This window comes from Streptomyces sp. NPDC057428 (genome assembly GCF_042803195.1).
GTDB lineage: Bacteria > Actinomycetota > Actinomycetes > Streptomycetales > Streptomycetaceae > Streptomyces.
The window spans coordinates 19,258-33,171 of sequence record NZ_JBHVCT010000069.1; the positions used below are offsets into that span (position 1 = coordinate 19,258).

General features: G+C 66.4%; 12 protein-coding genes and 2 pseudogenes. 6 read left to right on the forward strand and 8 right to left on the reverse strand.

Annotation, left to right across the window (positions count from 1 at the left end):
* Nucleotide 1: 1 nt before the first annotated feature.
* Nucleotides 2-667, reverse strand: a complete 666-nt coding sequence (locus ACFU5K_RS23565) for a CBS domain-containing protein (RefSeq protein WP_384064966.1) — start codon at nucleotides 665-667, stop codon at nucleotides 2-4.
* Nucleotides 664-1,569, reverse strand: a complete 906-nt coding sequence (locus ACFU5K_RS23570; protein WP_384064983.1) for a universal stress protein — start codon at nucleotides 1,567-1,569, stop codon at nucleotides 664-666. The genes ACFU5K_RS23565 and ACFU5K_RS23570 overlap by 4 nt, the downstream gene beginning before the upstream one ends.
* Before the next feature lie 198 nt (nucleotides 1,570-1,767).
* On the opposite strand from ACFU5K_RS23570, the pseudogene ACFU5K_RS23575 reads away from it, so the two are divergent.
* Nucleotides 1,768-1,905 (forward strand): annotated as a pseudogene (locus tag ACFU5K_RS23575) (hypothetical protein); the annotation flags it as partial.
* Nucleotides 1,906-1,920: 15 nt separating this feature from the next.
* On the opposite strand, the gene ACFU5K_RS23580 reads toward ACFU5K_RS23575, so the two are convergent.
* Nucleotides 1,921-3,675 carry a GAF domain-containing protein gene (locus tag ACFU5K_RS23580; protein WP_384064968.1) on the reverse strand — a complete coding sequence of 585 codons (1,755 nt, stop codon included), beginning with the start codon at nucleotides 3,673-3,675 and terminating at the stop codon, nucleotides 1,921-1,923.
* A gap of 183 nt (nucleotides 3,676-3,858) precedes the next feature.
* Between ACFU5K_RS23580 and ACFU5K_RS23585 the strand changes: the two genes are divergently transcribed.
* Nucleotides 3,859-4,554 carry a response regulator gene (locus tag ACFU5K_RS23585; RefSeq protein WP_384064985.1) on the forward strand — a complete coding sequence of 232 codons (696 nt, stop codon included), beginning with the start codon at nucleotides 3,859-3,861 and terminating at the stop codon, nucleotides 4,552-4,554.
* Between the two features lie 89 nt (nucleotides 4,555-4,643).
* Here ACFU5K_RS23585 and ACFU5K_RS23590 read toward each other — a convergent pair whose 3' ends face one another.
* Entirely contained in the window at nucleotides 4,644-5,714 is a 1,071-nt protein-coding gene (locus ACFU5K_RS23590) for a zinc-dependent alcohol dehydrogenase family protein (protein ID WP_384064970.1), read from the reverse strand.
* Nucleotides 5,715-5,987: 273 nt separating this feature from the next.
* Here ACFU5K_RS23590 and ACFU5K_RS23595 point away from each other — a divergent pair, with 273 nt between their 5' ends.
* From ACFU5K_RS23595 to ACFU5K_RS23610, 4 genes are all read left to right on the forward strand, one after another.
* Complete coding sequence (locus ACFU5K_RS23595) at nucleotides 5,988-6,587, forward strand: TetR/AcrR family transcriptional regulator (RefSeq protein WP_384064972.1); 600 nt, start codon at nucleotides 5,988-5,990, stop codon at nucleotides 6,585-6,587.
* On the forward strand, nucleotides 6,584-7,420 hold the full coding sequence (locus ACFU5K_RS23600) for an oxidoreductase (protein ID WP_384064973.1): 837 nt from the start codon (nucleotides 6,584-6,586) through the stop codon (nucleotides 7,418-7,420). The genes ACFU5K_RS23595 and ACFU5K_RS23600 overlap by 4 nt, the downstream gene beginning before the upstream one ends.
* 333 nt (nucleotides 7,421-7,753) lie before the next feature.
* Nucleotides 7,754-9,019, forward strand: a complete 1,266-nt coding sequence (locus ACFU5K_RS23605) for an APC family permease (RefSeq protein ID WP_384064975.1) — start codon at nucleotides 7,754-7,756, stop codon at nucleotides 9,017-9,019.
* Nucleotides 9,020-10,044: 1,025 nt separating this feature from the next.
* Nucleotides 10,045-10,392 (forward strand): MerR family transcriptional regulator, encoded by a 348-nt coding sequence (locus ACFU5K_RS23610; protein ID WP_384064977.1) that lies wholly within the window; start codon nucleotides 10,045-10,047, stop codon nucleotides 10,390-10,392.
* A 329-nt stretch (nucleotides 10,393-10,721) separates the two neighbouring features.
* Here ACFU5K_RS23610 and ACFU5K_RS23615 read toward each other — a convergent pair whose 3' ends face one another.
* The 4 genes and pseudogenes from ACFU5K_RS23615 to ACFU5K_RS23630 all read right to left on the reverse strand — a co-directional run.
* Complete coding sequence (locus ACFU5K_RS23615) at nucleotides 10,722-11,705, reverse strand: TIGR03557 family F420-dependent LLM class oxidoreductase (protein ID WP_384064979.1); 984 nt, start codon at nucleotides 11,703-11,705, stop codon at nucleotides 10,722-10,724.
* A 365-nt stretch (nucleotides 11,706-12,070) separates the two neighbouring features.
* Nucleotides 12,071-12,637 carry a type 1 glutamine amidotransferase domain-containing protein gene (locus ACFU5K_RS23620; protein ID WP_384064980.1) on the reverse strand — a complete coding sequence of 189 codons (567 nt, stop codon included), beginning with the start codon at nucleotides 12,635-12,637 and terminating at the stop codon, nucleotides 12,071-12,073.
* 102 nt (nucleotides 12,638-12,739) lie between these two features.
* Nucleotides 12,740-13,066 carry a plasmid stabilization protein gene (locus tag ACFU5K_RS23625; protein ID WP_384064981.1) on the reverse strand — a complete coding sequence of 109 codons (327 nt, stop codon included), beginning with the start codon at nucleotides 13,064-13,066 and terminating at the stop codon, nucleotides 12,740-12,742.
* 465 nt (nucleotides 13,067-13,531) lie between these two features.
* Nucleotides 13,532-13,914, reverse strand: a pseudogene (locus tag ACFU5K_RS23630) (hypothetical protein); the annotation flags it as partial.

Sequence of the window (13,914 nt, forward strand, 5' to 3'; positions counted from 1 at the left end):
GTCACGTCGTCGCTGCCACGGTGGGCCCCTGGAGATCGCAGTGGACATCGACGACGCCCTCCACCGCGCTGGCCAGTCTTTCCGCGACCGGGATCAGAGAGGCGTCGCGCACCGTTCCGTTGATGGTTACGCGTCCTTGCGCGACCTTTACGCTGATGCTCCGATGCGAAACTGGAAAGAGACGTTCGATCACTTCCTGCTTCACTTCGTCAGCGAGTTCCTCGTCCTTCCTGAGGAAGACCTTGAGCAGGTCGATCCTGCTCACTATCCCTTTCAGGACCCCCCGCTCGTCCACGACCGGGAGACGTTTGATCCGGCGGTGGGCCATCAGATGAGCGGCTTCAGGCAGAGACGAGCTCGCCGAGATCGTGACCGCCGGGGAGGACATGAGGTCCCGGGCGGTCACAGCTCCTGCCTTGGCATAGTCCGCAAGGCGGCCACTCCGACCGGCCATGGTCGCGTCCTCGTCCCTCACCTCCTCCTTCATCAGCAGGTCCCCCTCTGAAATCACCCCCACGACCCGTCCTTCACCCTCCAGGACGGGTACTGCGGTGACCTGCCATCGATTCATAGCAGCCACGACTTCCTTGAAGCGGGCGTCAAGACCGACAGCGACAACCGTGTGGGTCATCACATCCTTGACGCTGTGAGGCGTGCGGCCGTTCATGGCGTCGTCCCCTCAGAAGCGCCCGGGCTGCTGCAGGGCACCACTGCTACCGGGCAGGCGGCGTGGTGCAGGACAGTGTGAGCGGCCCCGCTCAGTTGCATCCCGGGGTGCGTGTGCCGATGCTCAGCTCCAACGACCAACAAGTCCGCTACCGCGGAGCGTTCCAAGAGCACCTTGCGCGGCGAGCCCTCCGTCGTCACTCGGCGGACCGGCACCTCGGGGTGGTCACGGACGGCTGCGGACAGCGCCTCATCGAGCAGTGCGGACGCCTGATCCTCGTCGGGGCAGGCAGAGCCATCGGCCGTAGGCGGATGGTGGGGCTCTTCGCCCGACGGACAGCGCCAAGCGCGCACCACATCGATCCCGCACCCCCGTAGCTGTGCCTCGGCAAATGCGAACCTCACGGCTGTGGAACCCGCAGGGAAGTCCCCCACACCGAGGGCTATCCGTTCGTGCCGCGCCTCAAGCCCGGCCTTGTCGCCACGTACGACGATGGCAGGACATTGCGCTCGCGCGGCGACAGCGAGGCTCACTGATCCCAGAAGCAACCCTGAGATGCCGCCTCGTCCTCGAGAACCAGTGACCAGCGCGAAGGCCTGCTGTCCTTCTCTCAGCAAAGCGCTGACGGGCTCTTCTCCTGCCAAGGCCGTCGTGACCGGCAGATCGGGGGCACGACGAAGGATCCGCTCCGCTGTCGAGCCGACGATGTTCTCTGCCATCGCCCTTCCCTCGGGACGTGAGAGACGAGGGGAGAGTGCGACATCTTCGTAGCGTTGCCACAAGGAGGCGTATACCAGGCGCAGGGGCAATCCGTGCAGCAGGGCCTCGTCTGCTGCCCAGTCGGCAGCATCAAGACTGGAGTCACTTCCATCCACGCCGACAACCACTGGAGGAGACGGCATCGTCCTCACACCCTTCATGCGTACGTTGGACTTACGCCTACGCTCCCACCGGTCTTGCACCCTGTCCCAGGGGCCGACCGGGCACCACGGGGGCCCGGGCGGCCCCTGGAATGCCGAGCAGCACCCGCGGATGATTGAGGGAGACAGCGGAGACAGGTGTGAGGAGAGCGGGCTCCATCTCCGGCAAGCGCGCGTCTTCTGTACGACCCGGACGGCCGCGAGGCTGTCGACATATCGGCCGTCGGGGACTTGCTGGTGCGCTTGTCCCTGACGGCTTGTGACCTACCGGGCCTTGTGGGAGCGGATCTCGATCCTGTCGTAGCGCGGCGCCACGGGATGATGGCGGCGCGCTCACAACCCGGTCCCGTCCTGGCCTTGTGCCAACGGAGCTGTCCAGACCAGCCGCGTGCCACCGCTTGCGGGCTCGCCGATCTTCACCTTGCCCCCGGCCATCTGCGCCCGTTCACGAATATTGTTCAATCCGCTGAATCGTGCGTTCTCCGGGATACCGATCCCGTCGTCCGTCACCGTGAGCGTCAGCCGGTCGGTCGACACGGTCAGATGCACATCAACCGAATTGGCCCGCGCATAGCGAAAAGCGTTACTCAATGCCTCGACGAGCACCGCCACCGCGTGATCGGCCAGAGCGACAGGAACCCGAGTCTCCACAAGTCCGTCAACCCGTAGTGCCGGCTGAAAACCAAATGGGCCCGAGGACGCTTCCACCGCCTGCGCAATCCGACTGCGGAGCCCTTGCCGCAGGCTGCTACCTGCCTGATGGGTACGGAGACCGAAGATGGTGGAGCGAATGATCTTGATCGTCGAATCCAGATCGTCCACCGCCGTGCGCAGCCGCTTCTCTGCCTGCGGATGGGTCACGAAACGCAGCGCGCCCTGCAGGGTCATGCCGGTAGCGAACAACCTTTGAATCGCCAGGTCGTGAAGGTCACGCGCAATGCGGTCCCGATCCTCAAGCATGGCCACCTGTTCGGCGTCCTTGCGGCGTTCCGCAAGTTCCATGGCGAGCGAAACCTGCCGGGTGAATGCCTCCAACGGGCCGCATTCGTCTGAGGAGAAGGGGTTACCCCCCTTCCTGCGGACAAGAAGAAGAACGCCGCTCGGATCTGTGGTTCCCGAGCCGAGGGGCAAGCCTACGGCAGGCCCGAGGCCGGCCCACCGTGCCGCATCAGCGACGCTCAGCGGGTCTTCTTCGATATCGTGTGTCACCGATGCTCTCGGGTTGGCGAAGACGGCGCCGAGGTAGCCCTCACGCATGGACACGAACTCCCCGTGCTGCCGTTCGGCGTCATCACCGGTTGCCAGGGCTATCCGCAGCCTGCCGGCGCCTTCCACTGGCACCGCTATCATCCCCAAGTCCGCTGTCACGTTCTCACGTGCATGATTGAGGATCAGCCCCATCACCTCGGCACGCGGACAGCCGGAAAGCAAGCTGCTTGTTACCTCGGAACCCGCCGCCAGCCAGCGTTCACGCAGACAGGACTGTTCGTAGAGGCGGGAGTTCTCAATGGCGATGCCCGCAGCAACGGCCAGCGTCATGAGGACTGCTTCGTCTTCAGCGTCGAACTCGGAGGAGCTGCGTTTTTCGGTGAGGTACAGATTGCCGAACACCTTCCCGCGGACCCGGATCGGGGCTCCCAGGAACGAGTGCATCGGCGGATGGTGAGGAGGGAAACCGTATGACGCGGGATGCTCGGAGAGTTCCCGCAGCCGCAAGGGACTTGGATGGCGAACCAGCTCGCCCAGCAGGCCATGACCACATGGTAGTGCCCCTATAGCGGCCCACTGCTCGCCGTCCACGCCCACCGGAATGAATTCCGAGAGCATGTGGTCCTCACCGATGACGCCGAGAGCTCCGTACTCGGCATCCACGAGAAAAATCGCGGCCTCGACTATTCGGCGAAGGACTTGTGATAGTTCGAGTTCGCGCCCAACGGACAGGACGGCCTCCAGAAGCGTGTGCACGCGTCTCCTCGACGTGCCGGGGGCATCGATGCGGGCCTGGAGCCGGTCCAGCAGCTCGTGCGTTGTCGGGTCGACGGTCGCCTCGCCTTCGCTCACAACATCCTCCCGGGGGCGGCTGCCCATGTCCCAGCCTCCACCGTATGGTGCGTCGTGCCCTGGCGCACGCTGCTGTCTCTGCGCTGGAAAGACGTTCGTCGACGCCCGGGGGGCCTTCCGAGCCGAATATGGCGCGCAGGGAGATACTGGCCGTGGGCCCGTTCCGCCTGGGAACCTGAAATTGGGGCTTCGATGATTGCAGAGGCAACAATGAATGGGACAGTGGCCGGTGCAGGAGGCAAGGAACCCATCCGCGTCTTCGTACTGGACGACCACGAAGTCGTCCGGTGCGGCCTGCGAGACCTGCTGAGCGCGGAGCCGGATCTGGCGGTCGTGGGGGAGGCCGCCGGCGCACGACAGGCCATCGATCGAGGACCGGCCTTGCGGCCCGATGTCGCGGTGCTGGACGTTCGGCTGCCTGACGGCGACGGAATCACCGTGTGCAGGGAGCTGCGGTCCCGCCTGCCGGGTCTCGCCTGCCTGATGCTGACGTCGTTCGATGAGGAAGACGCACTGCTTGATTCCATCATGGCCGGCGCAGCCGGGTACGTTCTGAAGGAAATCACGGGCACCGACCTGGTAGCGGCTGTACGTACCGTAGCCACTGGACAATCGATGCTGGACCCGGCAACCACCACACGGCTCATGCGCTCGCTGCGCGACCCGGCGTCGACGCAGCCCGGAGGTGACGAGCGGCTGTCCGCGCTGTCCGAACGGGAGAAAGCTGTGCTGGAGCTGATTGGTGAAGGCCTTACCAACCGGCAGATCAGCAAAAGGCTCTATCTCTCCGAGAAGACGGTGAAGAATCACATTTCGCGTCTGCTGGCCAAGCTCGGGGTGGAACGCCGCGTGCAGGCTGCCGTCATAGCCACTCAGGTGCACGATCAAGAACAACTGGGAAGCTGAAGACCTCGCTTTACTTTGGCCTCATCGCATTTCCAGGGCCCAGGCCGTGAACGCGAGTGAGGGCGGGCCGGTGAACTCGCTGCTGAACTTCAGGGAGATGTTGCGACCGCGTCGTGTGTGGGGGGTCCTAGAACCACTTTTAGTGCGCCCGTCTCGGCAGCCCGGGAGAAGACGGCGTACGCCTCTTCCATCTGGGAAAGGGCGAACCGGTGTGTAACCAGTGCCGACGCCGCAGGGAGTCGGCCGGCTGCCATCATGTCCAGCAACAAAGGCGTGGAGTAGGTGTCCACCAGGCCGGTGGTGATGGTCACGTCGCGAGACCAGAGACTCTCCAGATGGAGCGCCGCAGGTTCGCCGTGAACCCCGACGTTGGCGACACGTCCGCCCGGTCGGACCATACGGGTGCATGCCTCGAAGGCCTGCGGAACGCCCACTGCTTCGATTGCGACATCCGCTCCGAGACCCTCGGTGAGATCCTGGACGAGCTGCTCGGGCGCCTCGCTGGCATTTACGGTGACATCCGCGCCTGCGGCCCGGGCGGCCTCCAGCCGCGATGCCACAAGGTCTATGGCGATGATCCGACGCGGGGAGTACAGCCGGGCCGCAGCGACAGTGGCGAGACCGATCGGCCCCAGGCCCACCACAACGACGGTGTCTCCGGGCTTCACGCTGCCGTTCAGCACGCCCACCTCGTATGCCGTCGGGAATATGTCGGCCAGGAGGACGGCGTCCTCGCCACGTACCGCGCTAGGCAGAGGGTGGAGGGACAGCTCGGCGAAGGGTACGCGTACGTACTCGGCCTGAGTGCCGTTGATCAGGTGCCCCAGTATCCAGCCCCCGCCTCCGAGACACTGTCCGAAGCGGTTCTCCCGGCAGAATCGGCAGCGTCCGCATGGTGTGATGCAGGAAACCAGGACCCGGTCGCCCGGCCGCACGCTGTGGACATCGTTCCCTGTCTCAACGACCTCGCCCACTGCCTCGTGTCCGAGGACGGTTCCCGGCTGTACCTCCGGTACGTCCCCCTTCAGGATGTGCAGATCCGTTCCACAGATGGTGACGGCATCGACGCGGACCACCGCGTCGGCTGCATCCTGAATACCGGGGTCAGGAACGTCCTGCCACGATTTTTGGTCCCTGCCCTGGAACACCATTGCCTTCATGGCTCACTCCCTCCGCTCTTGGCCAGTACCAACAGACTCGCAATGCGGAGCAGGGAAGGCTTGGGCCGGTCGGCCCCCGACTGGACCCGTCGTGTCCCTCTCGAGCGGCCGACCGGGGTGAGTCGTGTGCGAGTCGTGTGTGATGAGGCCAGTCACCCCGCATCAGTGACCGGTGTCAGACGGTCACGGCAATCAGTGCAGAACCGCGGGCGGGAACAGCTGCGATGACGGATCAACTTGAACGTTCTGACATTCCATGCAAATATTGTCAGCATGTTGGAGGATGAGCGGCTCAAGTTGATTCTGGATGCGGCGTACGCATGCTTCACCCGCCACGGCGTGAGGCGCACGACCATGGACGACATCGCACGCGAGGCCGGCATGTCCCGTCCAGGGGTCTACCAGTACGTGCGCAACAAGGAGGACGCGTTCCGCCGGCTGGCGTCACGCCTACTCGATGGCGCTTTGACCGAGGCACGAGACGCGGTGGATTCCCACGAGAGCCTGCGCGACCGCCTGACCGCCGTCCTGGAGGCGAAACTGGGGCTCGCGTTGCGACTGTGGCGTGATAGCCCCGCACACGCGGCCGAACTACTCGGCGCGGACACCCGTCTCTCCGTCGAGCAGGTTCAGGCATACAACACAGCCATGCGCGACATGCTCGCTGAGGCTGTAACCGCCGAACACGCGGGCGCCGACGCAAACGAAGTAGCCGAACTCCTACTGGCTCTCACCCGCGGTCTGGAAGCAGACCTCGGCGACGCTGCCGCCCCTGTTCGGCGCCTGCGCAACGGAGTAGCACTGTTTGTCGCCGGCCTGGACGACACGAATGGCCGACCCGCAGGGAACAACCACATCGAGGAACCGTCATGACCACAGCTGTACTGATCACTGGAACTTCTTCGGGCATCGGTCGCGCCGCCGCCCTTCGACTGGCACGTAGACCGGAGTTGAGCGTCTACGCCACTGCCCGCCGACCCGAGACACTGACCGACCTGGCCGATGCGGGGGCCCGTATTCTGCCCCTGGACGTGACAGACGAGACATCCATGACCCGTGCCGTCGAGGCCGTGGAGGCTGAGCACGGCTCGGTGGGAGTCCTCATCAACAACGCCGGCTACGGCGAGTACGGAACAGTCGAGGAAACCGGGCTGGACGGCGTGCGACGCCAGTTCGAGACGAACGTGTTCGGCCTCTCCCGGATGACGCAACTCGTCCTCCCGGGCATGCGCCGTGCGGGCCACGGCAGGATCATCAACATCGGCTCCATGGGTGGACGGATCGTTTTCCCTGTCGGCGGCTATTACCACGCCAGCAAGTACGCGGTGGAGGCCCTCAGCGACGCCCTGCGCTTCGAAGTCGCGCCCTTCGGCGTCAAGGTCAGCCTGATCGAGCCCGGTCTGATCCGCACCTCCTTCGGTGACACCGCAGCCCACACCTTGGCCGAGTCCGCCGCTCCGAGTAGCCCCTACGCCGCACTCAACGCAGCCGCCGACCAACAGATGGCCAAGTCCTACGGATCCACGGCTCTTTCCGCGCCACCCGAGACCGTCGCCAAGGCCATAGAGCACGCCGCTACGGCCGCCCGGCCCAAGATCCGCTACGTAGTCACGCCCGCGGCCAAGGCGCTCATTCATCTCCGGCGCCTGCTCGGCGCCCGTGTCTTCGACACCTACCTGCGCCAGCAGTTCAGGGCTGCCGCATAATCGCCCACCAGAGCTGAGGGGGACCCCTCCTGTCGCACCTCGGTGCCGCAGCCGCCGTCTTGGGCGTGGCCGCCGGCATCGGCGAAGACGCCGCCCTGGTACCGCGGAGGTGGGCCGGCACGCACCGGGACGCCGGGCTTCTCAGGGGTGGCTCCCGAGTTCGGTCCCTGGTTCGTTCCCCACACCCGCCACGCCTTCCAGCCCCGCCGCAGTTGATCCGGCATTCACTGCGGCAGGGACGGGGCGGGGTCGGGTAGTCAACACCTTGCTCCTATATCGTGCGCCGATATCGGAATCCGCGATGGCTGTGGGGCCGCGGTTGAGGAGCGAGCGATGGGTACGACGACGTCCGCCGAAGCGGGGGAGCTGCGGCGACATCTGGGCGTGTTCGACGCCGTGGTGGTCGGGCTGGGGTCGATGCTCGGCGCGGGGATCTTTGCCGCACTGGCCCCGGCCGCGTCGGCGGCTGGGTCCGGGCTGTTCCTGGGCCTGGCGCTGGCCGCGGTGGTGGCGTTCTGCAACGCCACCTCCTCCGCGCGGCTGGCCGCGCGCTACCCGCAGTCGGGCGGCACCTACGTCTACGGCCGCGAGCGGCTCGGGGACTTCTGGGGCTATCTGGCCGGGTGGGGCTTCGTGGTCGGCAAGACCGCCTCGTGCGCGGCGATGGCCCTCACCGTCGGCTCTTACGTGTGGCCCGGCCAGGCGCACGCGATCGCGGTCGCGGCGGTGGTGGCGCTGACTGCGGTGAACTATGCGGGGGTGCAGAAGTCCGCGTGGCTGACGCGTCTGATCGTCGCGGCGGTCCTGGCGGCGCTCGCCGCTGTCGTGGCCGTCTGCCTGACCGGTGGAGCCGCCGAGACCGCGCAGCTTCGGATCGGCGCGGACGCCACCTTCGGCGGGGTGCTCCAGGCGGCCGGGCTGCTGTTCTTCGCCTTCGCCGGTTACGCGCGCATCGCCACCCTCGGAGAGGAGGTCCGCGACCCGAAGCGGACCATCCCGCGTGCGATCCCGCTCGCGCTCGGCATCGCGCTGGTGGTGTACGCGGCCGTCGCGCTCGCGGTGCTGTCCGTCCTCGGTCCGGACCGCCTCGCCCACGCCGCTGCTCCGCTGGCTGAGGCCGTGCGCGCCGCCGGTGTGCCGGGACTTGCCCCGGTGGTACGCGTCGGCGCGGCCGTCGCGGCGCTCGGGTCCCTGCTGGCGCTGATTCTGGGGGTCTCGCGCACCACCCTGGCGATGGCCCGCGACAGGCACCTGCCGCACGCCCTGTCCGCTGTTCACCCCCGCTCCAAGGTGCCGCACCGCGCTGAACTCGCGGTCGGCGCTGTCGTCGCCGTGCTGGCCGCCACCACGGATGTGCGCGGGGCGATCGGCTTCTCCTCGTTCGGCGTGCTGGCCTACTACGCCATCGCCAACGCCTCCGCGCTCACTCTCACCCCTGACGAGGGCCGCCCCGCGAGGATCGTGCCGGTCGTCGGCGCCGCCGGCTGCCTGGTTCTGGCCTTCGCCCTGCCGCCGGCATCAGCGCTGTGGGGGGCCGTGGTGATCGCGTTCGGTGCCGCCGCATACGGCCTACGCAAGGCGGCCACTCGCCGCGCCTGACGGGCCGGTCCGGCTACTGGCGGGGCCGGTCCGCGTCGGGCAGTACCTCGCGAGCCGACTCCTGCGATCGGGGTGGCGAGCGCTCCCTGGATGTGGGGCTGCTCTGATAACCAACTTCCCGCGTGGCTTCGGCCGCTCGGGGCCGGACGGAGTGGAAGCCGATGTGATCGCGGGTTCGCCGCGCCGCACGCGGATGACTCTGTCTGGTCGTTGGACAGGTGACTACTTCTCTGCCGGGCGCGCGAAAATCTATGGCGGTCGGAGTAGACATCGCGTCGTGGTGTGGCTATGGTTTCTGTCGTAGCCAGAAGGACAGCAGGGCCCGGCAGGAACGAACTGCCAGGCAGCGGTACCCCGCAGTAAAGGCAGTTGCAGTTCGCAGGGCGGTCCGGTGGTGGAGCCCCGAAGCCAGGGTTGTTGCGTTTCGGCGACGGGACTGGCGACCGGACCGGGTGGCCCGCAGTTATCAGGGGCCGCCGCAGGCGAGACCGCGTTGACGCAGTAGCGGTACTCGCGAGCGCAGTTCGCGGTATCCAGCAGTGAAGTGAGTGAGTGGTACCTCGGTGAAGGCGTCGGCTGCTGGCGCGCGCACCGGGAGGTTCGGCAGCGGGGTTCTAAGCCAACGCAGTTGCAGGACGGGCGACGGGGCTGGCTGTCGAAGCGTGGCGCTTCCGTGAGGCCACGGAGTTGTACGCATCACAGTTCGCGTCACCAGCAGTACGCAGGATCGAAGTACCGGCAATTGAGCAGTGAATGATCCCAGAGGGATGAACGGAGGAACAGGCGCCATCAGGATCGCCCGGACGGTAGTCGTGAGTCCGGGTACCGCAGGACATCGATAGTGAGGTGGTCTCCGGTCAAGCAACCGCGATCCCCGCAGCTCCGACCGCAGCATTGGGGTCGGGCGTGCGGAAACAGAAGGCCGGCGCAGCATGCAGGCCGGCAGATGGTGTAGCAAGTTCCTTCGGGGCCCCGGTGCCATATGGCAGCGGGGCCCCTCCAGCGTGTTCCACGAGAGAGGTGCAATGACAGCAGATGATTCCTTCGGGCGTCTCGATGACGACGACTACCCCGCCTACACGATGGGCCGGGCCGCCGAGATGCTCAACACCACCCAGGGCTTCCTGCGTGCTATCGGCGAAGCTCGCCTCATCACCCCGCTCCGCTCCCCGGGTGGCCACCGCCGATACTCGCGTTACCAGTTGCGCATCGCGGCCCGCGCCCGGGAACTCGTCGATCACGGGACCCCCATCGACGCCGCCTGCAGGATCGTCATCCTCGAGGACCAGCTAGAGGAAGCGCAGCGCATCAACGCCGAGTACCGCCGCTCCGCAGAGTCAGCGAGCCCCGCGACCGCGATGGGAGACGGCTGAGACCGCAGGCTCCCTCGGAATCCGCCCCCCGAATGACGCCCGGGACGCGCTATGTCCCGGGCGACCTCGTCTTCTGCCGTCGCGGTTGATCCGGGCGTTGACCGACGCCACTTCCACTGAGCTGGAGGAACTGGTAGATCGCTCGACCGCGAGGCTCAGGTCTGGGGACGCGGACGCAACGACGGACGATGATCTGCTGGAGGTCCTGGAGGGAGCGTGCCCGCCTGCGGCGTCTGCAGCGAGCACTATCGGGCCGACGCGGGGACGAACGCACCGCCCTGTTCGGTCGGCCAACCCGCGAGCGGAGCGCTTCACAGGCGGGCCTGTAACTACCTACCGGACCGGTCCTGGGTACGAAGCGCGCGGAGGGGGGTATCGAGTTCGCGGCTGTAGAAGTCGATGAAGCCATCAGGGTCTGGCCCTGCGTTCTGCATCACGACCCGGTCGAATCCGGCATCGACGTAGCTTTGCACCGCCGCCACATGGCGGGCAGGGTCCGGGCCGCATGCGAATTTCTCGGTGATGTCCTCGATCCGGACGGTGGTCGTAGCAGCGTCGAAGTTCACCGGATTCGGCAACTCGCTCATGACCTTCCAGCCGCCCAGCGCCCACCGGGAGGTTTCTAGGGCGGCTTGTGCTGCGGTTTCTTCATCCGGTGCCCAGGCGACCGGGACCTCGGCATATCGAGGCCCGGTCCCGCCGGCATCCCGGTACTGCTTGACGAGTCCCGGCCGGTCCTCCGTTGCGAAGAGACCGTCCCCGAGTTCAGCGGCAAGGACGGCTGCGCGTGCTCCTCCAGCGGCGACGGCGATCAGGGGAAGAGTTTCGGGCAGGTCGAACACACGAGCATCGGACAGCCGGAGGTATTTACCGTCATATGACTGGTAGCCTCCGCGCCACAACAGCCTGATGATCTCGACAGCTTCACGAAGCATGTCCTGCCGGGTGCTCACCGTGTCCGGGAAACCGTGACCCACAACGTGCTCATTGAGCCGTTCCCCGGATCCCAGACCCAGAGTGAAACGCCCGTCGGACAAGAGAGCCAAAGTGGCCCCGGCCTGCGCGATGATCGCGGGGTGATAGCGCACGGTCGGGCAGGTGACCCCGGTTGCCAGTCCAATTCGTTCAGTTCGGGCCGCAATGGCGCCAAGCACCGTCCACGCGAAGGGCGAGTGACCCTGGTTGTCCAGCCAGGGATGGTAGTGATCACTGATCTCGACGAAGTCGAAACCGGCCCGCTCGGCCAGGACGGCCTGGCGGACCAGTTCGCCTGGGCCGAAGGCCTCAGCCGCAAGTTTGTACCCGATCTGCATGGCCCTCGACTCCCAGTCTGGATCTCTCTGGACACAAACCCCCCGCACGCCGGGGCGGGCACGCGAGGAACGGCACCCCGCGTGCCCAGGCTTCGGCTCACAACCTAACTGCGACGTACCGTCCGATTCGGGAGCAGCTCCCGGTCCGCGTGGCAACACCGTGATTGCGTCTCGGTTCATCGGAGGCCGGCGCCACTGGATCGGGCGCCCGCGCACGGGACCCCGCTTGGTGAAGGCGCGGCTGATCCCATCCCTAACTCCTTCAGCAACCGCGAACGAGTGTGCCGCGTGCCCACTGCATCGACTGCGAAACACGCAGGCAGCCCCGCCGACCGGAACACGGTTCCGTCCGCCGCTCCCGCGCCTCAGGAGTCGACAAGGGCCTTGTTGACGGCGTTGAGGAAGTCGTCGAGGTCATTGGGGGTGCGGGAGGTGACCAGGGTGTAGCCGCCTTCGATGTCAGTGACTACAGATTCGTCGACCCAGGACGCGTCGCCCGCGTTGCGGATGTCGGTCCGCAGGGACGGATAGGAGGTCAGTGTTTTACCTCGCACGACATCGGCTTCCACCAAGGCCCAGGGGCCGTGGCAGATGGCAGCGATCGGGCGGCCCGAAGACGCGAAGGCTTTGACCAGGGCGAGGGCCTTTTCTTCGAGGCGGAGCTGATCAGCGTTGAGGGTGCCGCCGGGCAGCAGCAGGAGCTGATGGTCACCTGGGTCGACCACGTCGAAGGTGGCGTCCGGCTCCACAGTCTCGCCGAGGTCCTTGTCGCCCACCAGGGTCTGGATCGGCTCGGCGCTCGTGGCGGCGACAGTGACGTCCGCACCGTCCTCCCGCAGCCGCTTCAGCGGCACAAGCAGTTCGTCCTGCTCAACCCCGTAGTTGGTGACGAGAGCCAGTACGCGGTGACCGTTCAGGGGCCTGTCAGACATGGAGACGCGCCTTTCATCGATTCGAAGTGGTGTAGGTCGGCGGGAGCCGGGCAAGGCCCGCGATCCCTACGCCATCAGATTCAGCAGTGTCGTGTGACGGGGTCAGCGGCCGAGGGCCTTGCGCAGCTGTTCCTTGTTCATCGACGAGCGGCCCTCGACGTGGCGCTTCTTCGCCTCTTCGTAGAGCTGATCCCGGGTGGGGCTCACGGAACCGCGGTGCGAACGCTCACCGCCGCGCTGTGAAGCGGACTTCTCGTCCCGCAGGGAGGTCCTGCTCGCCTCGCGGGATTCCCCGGATCGGGCCCGCTCCTTGTTGACCGTCCGCGCGGCGATCTCTTTTGCACGCCGGGGGGTAGCCCCCCGCTCCTCGGCGCCGTCCTTGATGTGCTCGTACTGCCGCTCCCGCTTGGAGCTCGAACCTGCCGGCATGAGCGCTCTCCTTTTCGGACTGCTGTCGGCGGACCGACGTCCTTCTTCCTTTGCGGGTGCTCACTGCAGCGGGATTCATTACTCCCGCTTATCCCAGTGCACGCTGCCGGGCGACACCCCGCGACCCGGAGACGACCTGAGGACGGGCCGCGGATGCATGGCCGGGGCGGGTCCCGGCAGCCGCCGCCTGGTGCTTTTCCGGTCCGCTGTCACCATGGAAAAGGTTCAAGGGTGTACTCGGCTGCCCGCCCGTCGCGGTGCGAAGGAGAGTCGCAGTGCTCCATGGAAAAACGCTCTGGACTCACGTGCTTGAGCCGGGGGAGGCATCAATGGGTCGGATACCGGCGTCCGACCTGCGTTCCGCATAATTCGCGGTGCCTAGAGCATCGAATCGTGCTGTGACCTGGGGAAACGCGTCTGGACACGCTGTGGGGGCGTGTCTCTAGGCGTGGGGGTTGTGGCTGGTCAGCGGGTTTCGGGGGTGAGCTTGACGATCTTCTTGGGGGCGGGGATGCCGAGCTTGTTCAGCAGGTCGCGCTGGGTGCGGGTGAGCTCGGTGAGCTGGCGGAAGGTGCCAGCGGGGCCGGTGAAGGTGCCCAGATGGAGCCGGTCGAGTTCGCGGCGGATGGTGGGCCAAGTCGCCTGGGTGGTGGTCTCGGCGATACGGATCAGCAGCAGGGCGAGCCAGCACAGGATGACGTGGGCGCGGATACGTTCTTCGAGCCGGTGGTAGACCGGGCGGAGATCGAGGATGGGCCTTGACCCCGAATCCTGAACACGGGTTATGCGGCTTGTGCCAGCGTAGTTGGTGTGCGGTGGAGGGCGTTCTCGTAGGCGATCGGTGATCG

Coding starts and splice junctions, on each gene's coding strand:
- ACFU5K_RS23565 (WP_384064966.1), bottom strand. CDS start 667: ATGAACGGCCGCACGCCTCACAGCGTCAAGGATGTGATGACCCACACG.
- ACFU5K_RS23570 (WP_384064983.1), bottom strand. CDS start 1,569: ATGCCGTCTCCTCCAGTGGTTGTCGGCGTGGATGGAAGTGACTCCAGT.
- ACFU5K_RS23580 (WP_384064968.1), bottom strand. CDS start 3,675: ATGGGCAGCCGCCCCCGGGAGGATGTTGTGAGCGAAGGCGAGGCGACC.
- ACFU5K_RS23585 (WP_384064985.1), top strand. CDS start 3,859: ATGAATGGGACAGTGGCCGGTGCAGGAGGCAAGGAACCCATCCGCGTC.
- ACFU5K_RS23590 (WP_384064970.1), bottom strand. CDS start 5,714: ATGAAGGCAATGGTGTTCCAGGGCAGGGACCAAAAATCGTGGCAGGAC.
- ACFU5K_RS23595 (WP_384064972.1), top strand. CDS start 5,988: ATGTTGGAGGATGAGCGGCTCAAGTTGATTCTGGATGCGGCGTACGCA.
- ACFU5K_RS23600 (WP_384064973.1), top strand. CDS start 6,584: ATGACCACAGCTGTACTGATCACTGGAACTTCTTCGGGCATCGGTCGC.
- ACFU5K_RS23605 (WP_384064975.1), top strand. CDS start 7,754: ATGGGTACGACGACGTCCGCCGAAGCGGGGGAGCTGCGGCGACATCTG.
- ACFU5K_RS23610 (WP_384064977.1), top strand. CDS start 10,045: ATGACAGCAGATGATTCCTTCGGGCGTCTCGATGACGACGACTACCCC.
- ACFU5K_RS23615 (WP_384064979.1), bottom strand. CDS start 11,705: ATGCAGATCGGGTACAAACTTGCGGCTGAGGCCTTCGGCCCAGGCGAA.
- ACFU5K_RS23620 (WP_384064980.1), bottom strand. CDS start 12,637: ATGTCTGACAGGCCCCTGAACGGTCACCGCGTACTGGCTCTCGTCACC.
- ACFU5K_RS23625 (WP_384064981.1), bottom strand. CDS start 13,066: ATGCCGGCAGGTTCGAGCTCCAAGCGGGAGCGGCAGTACGAGCACATC.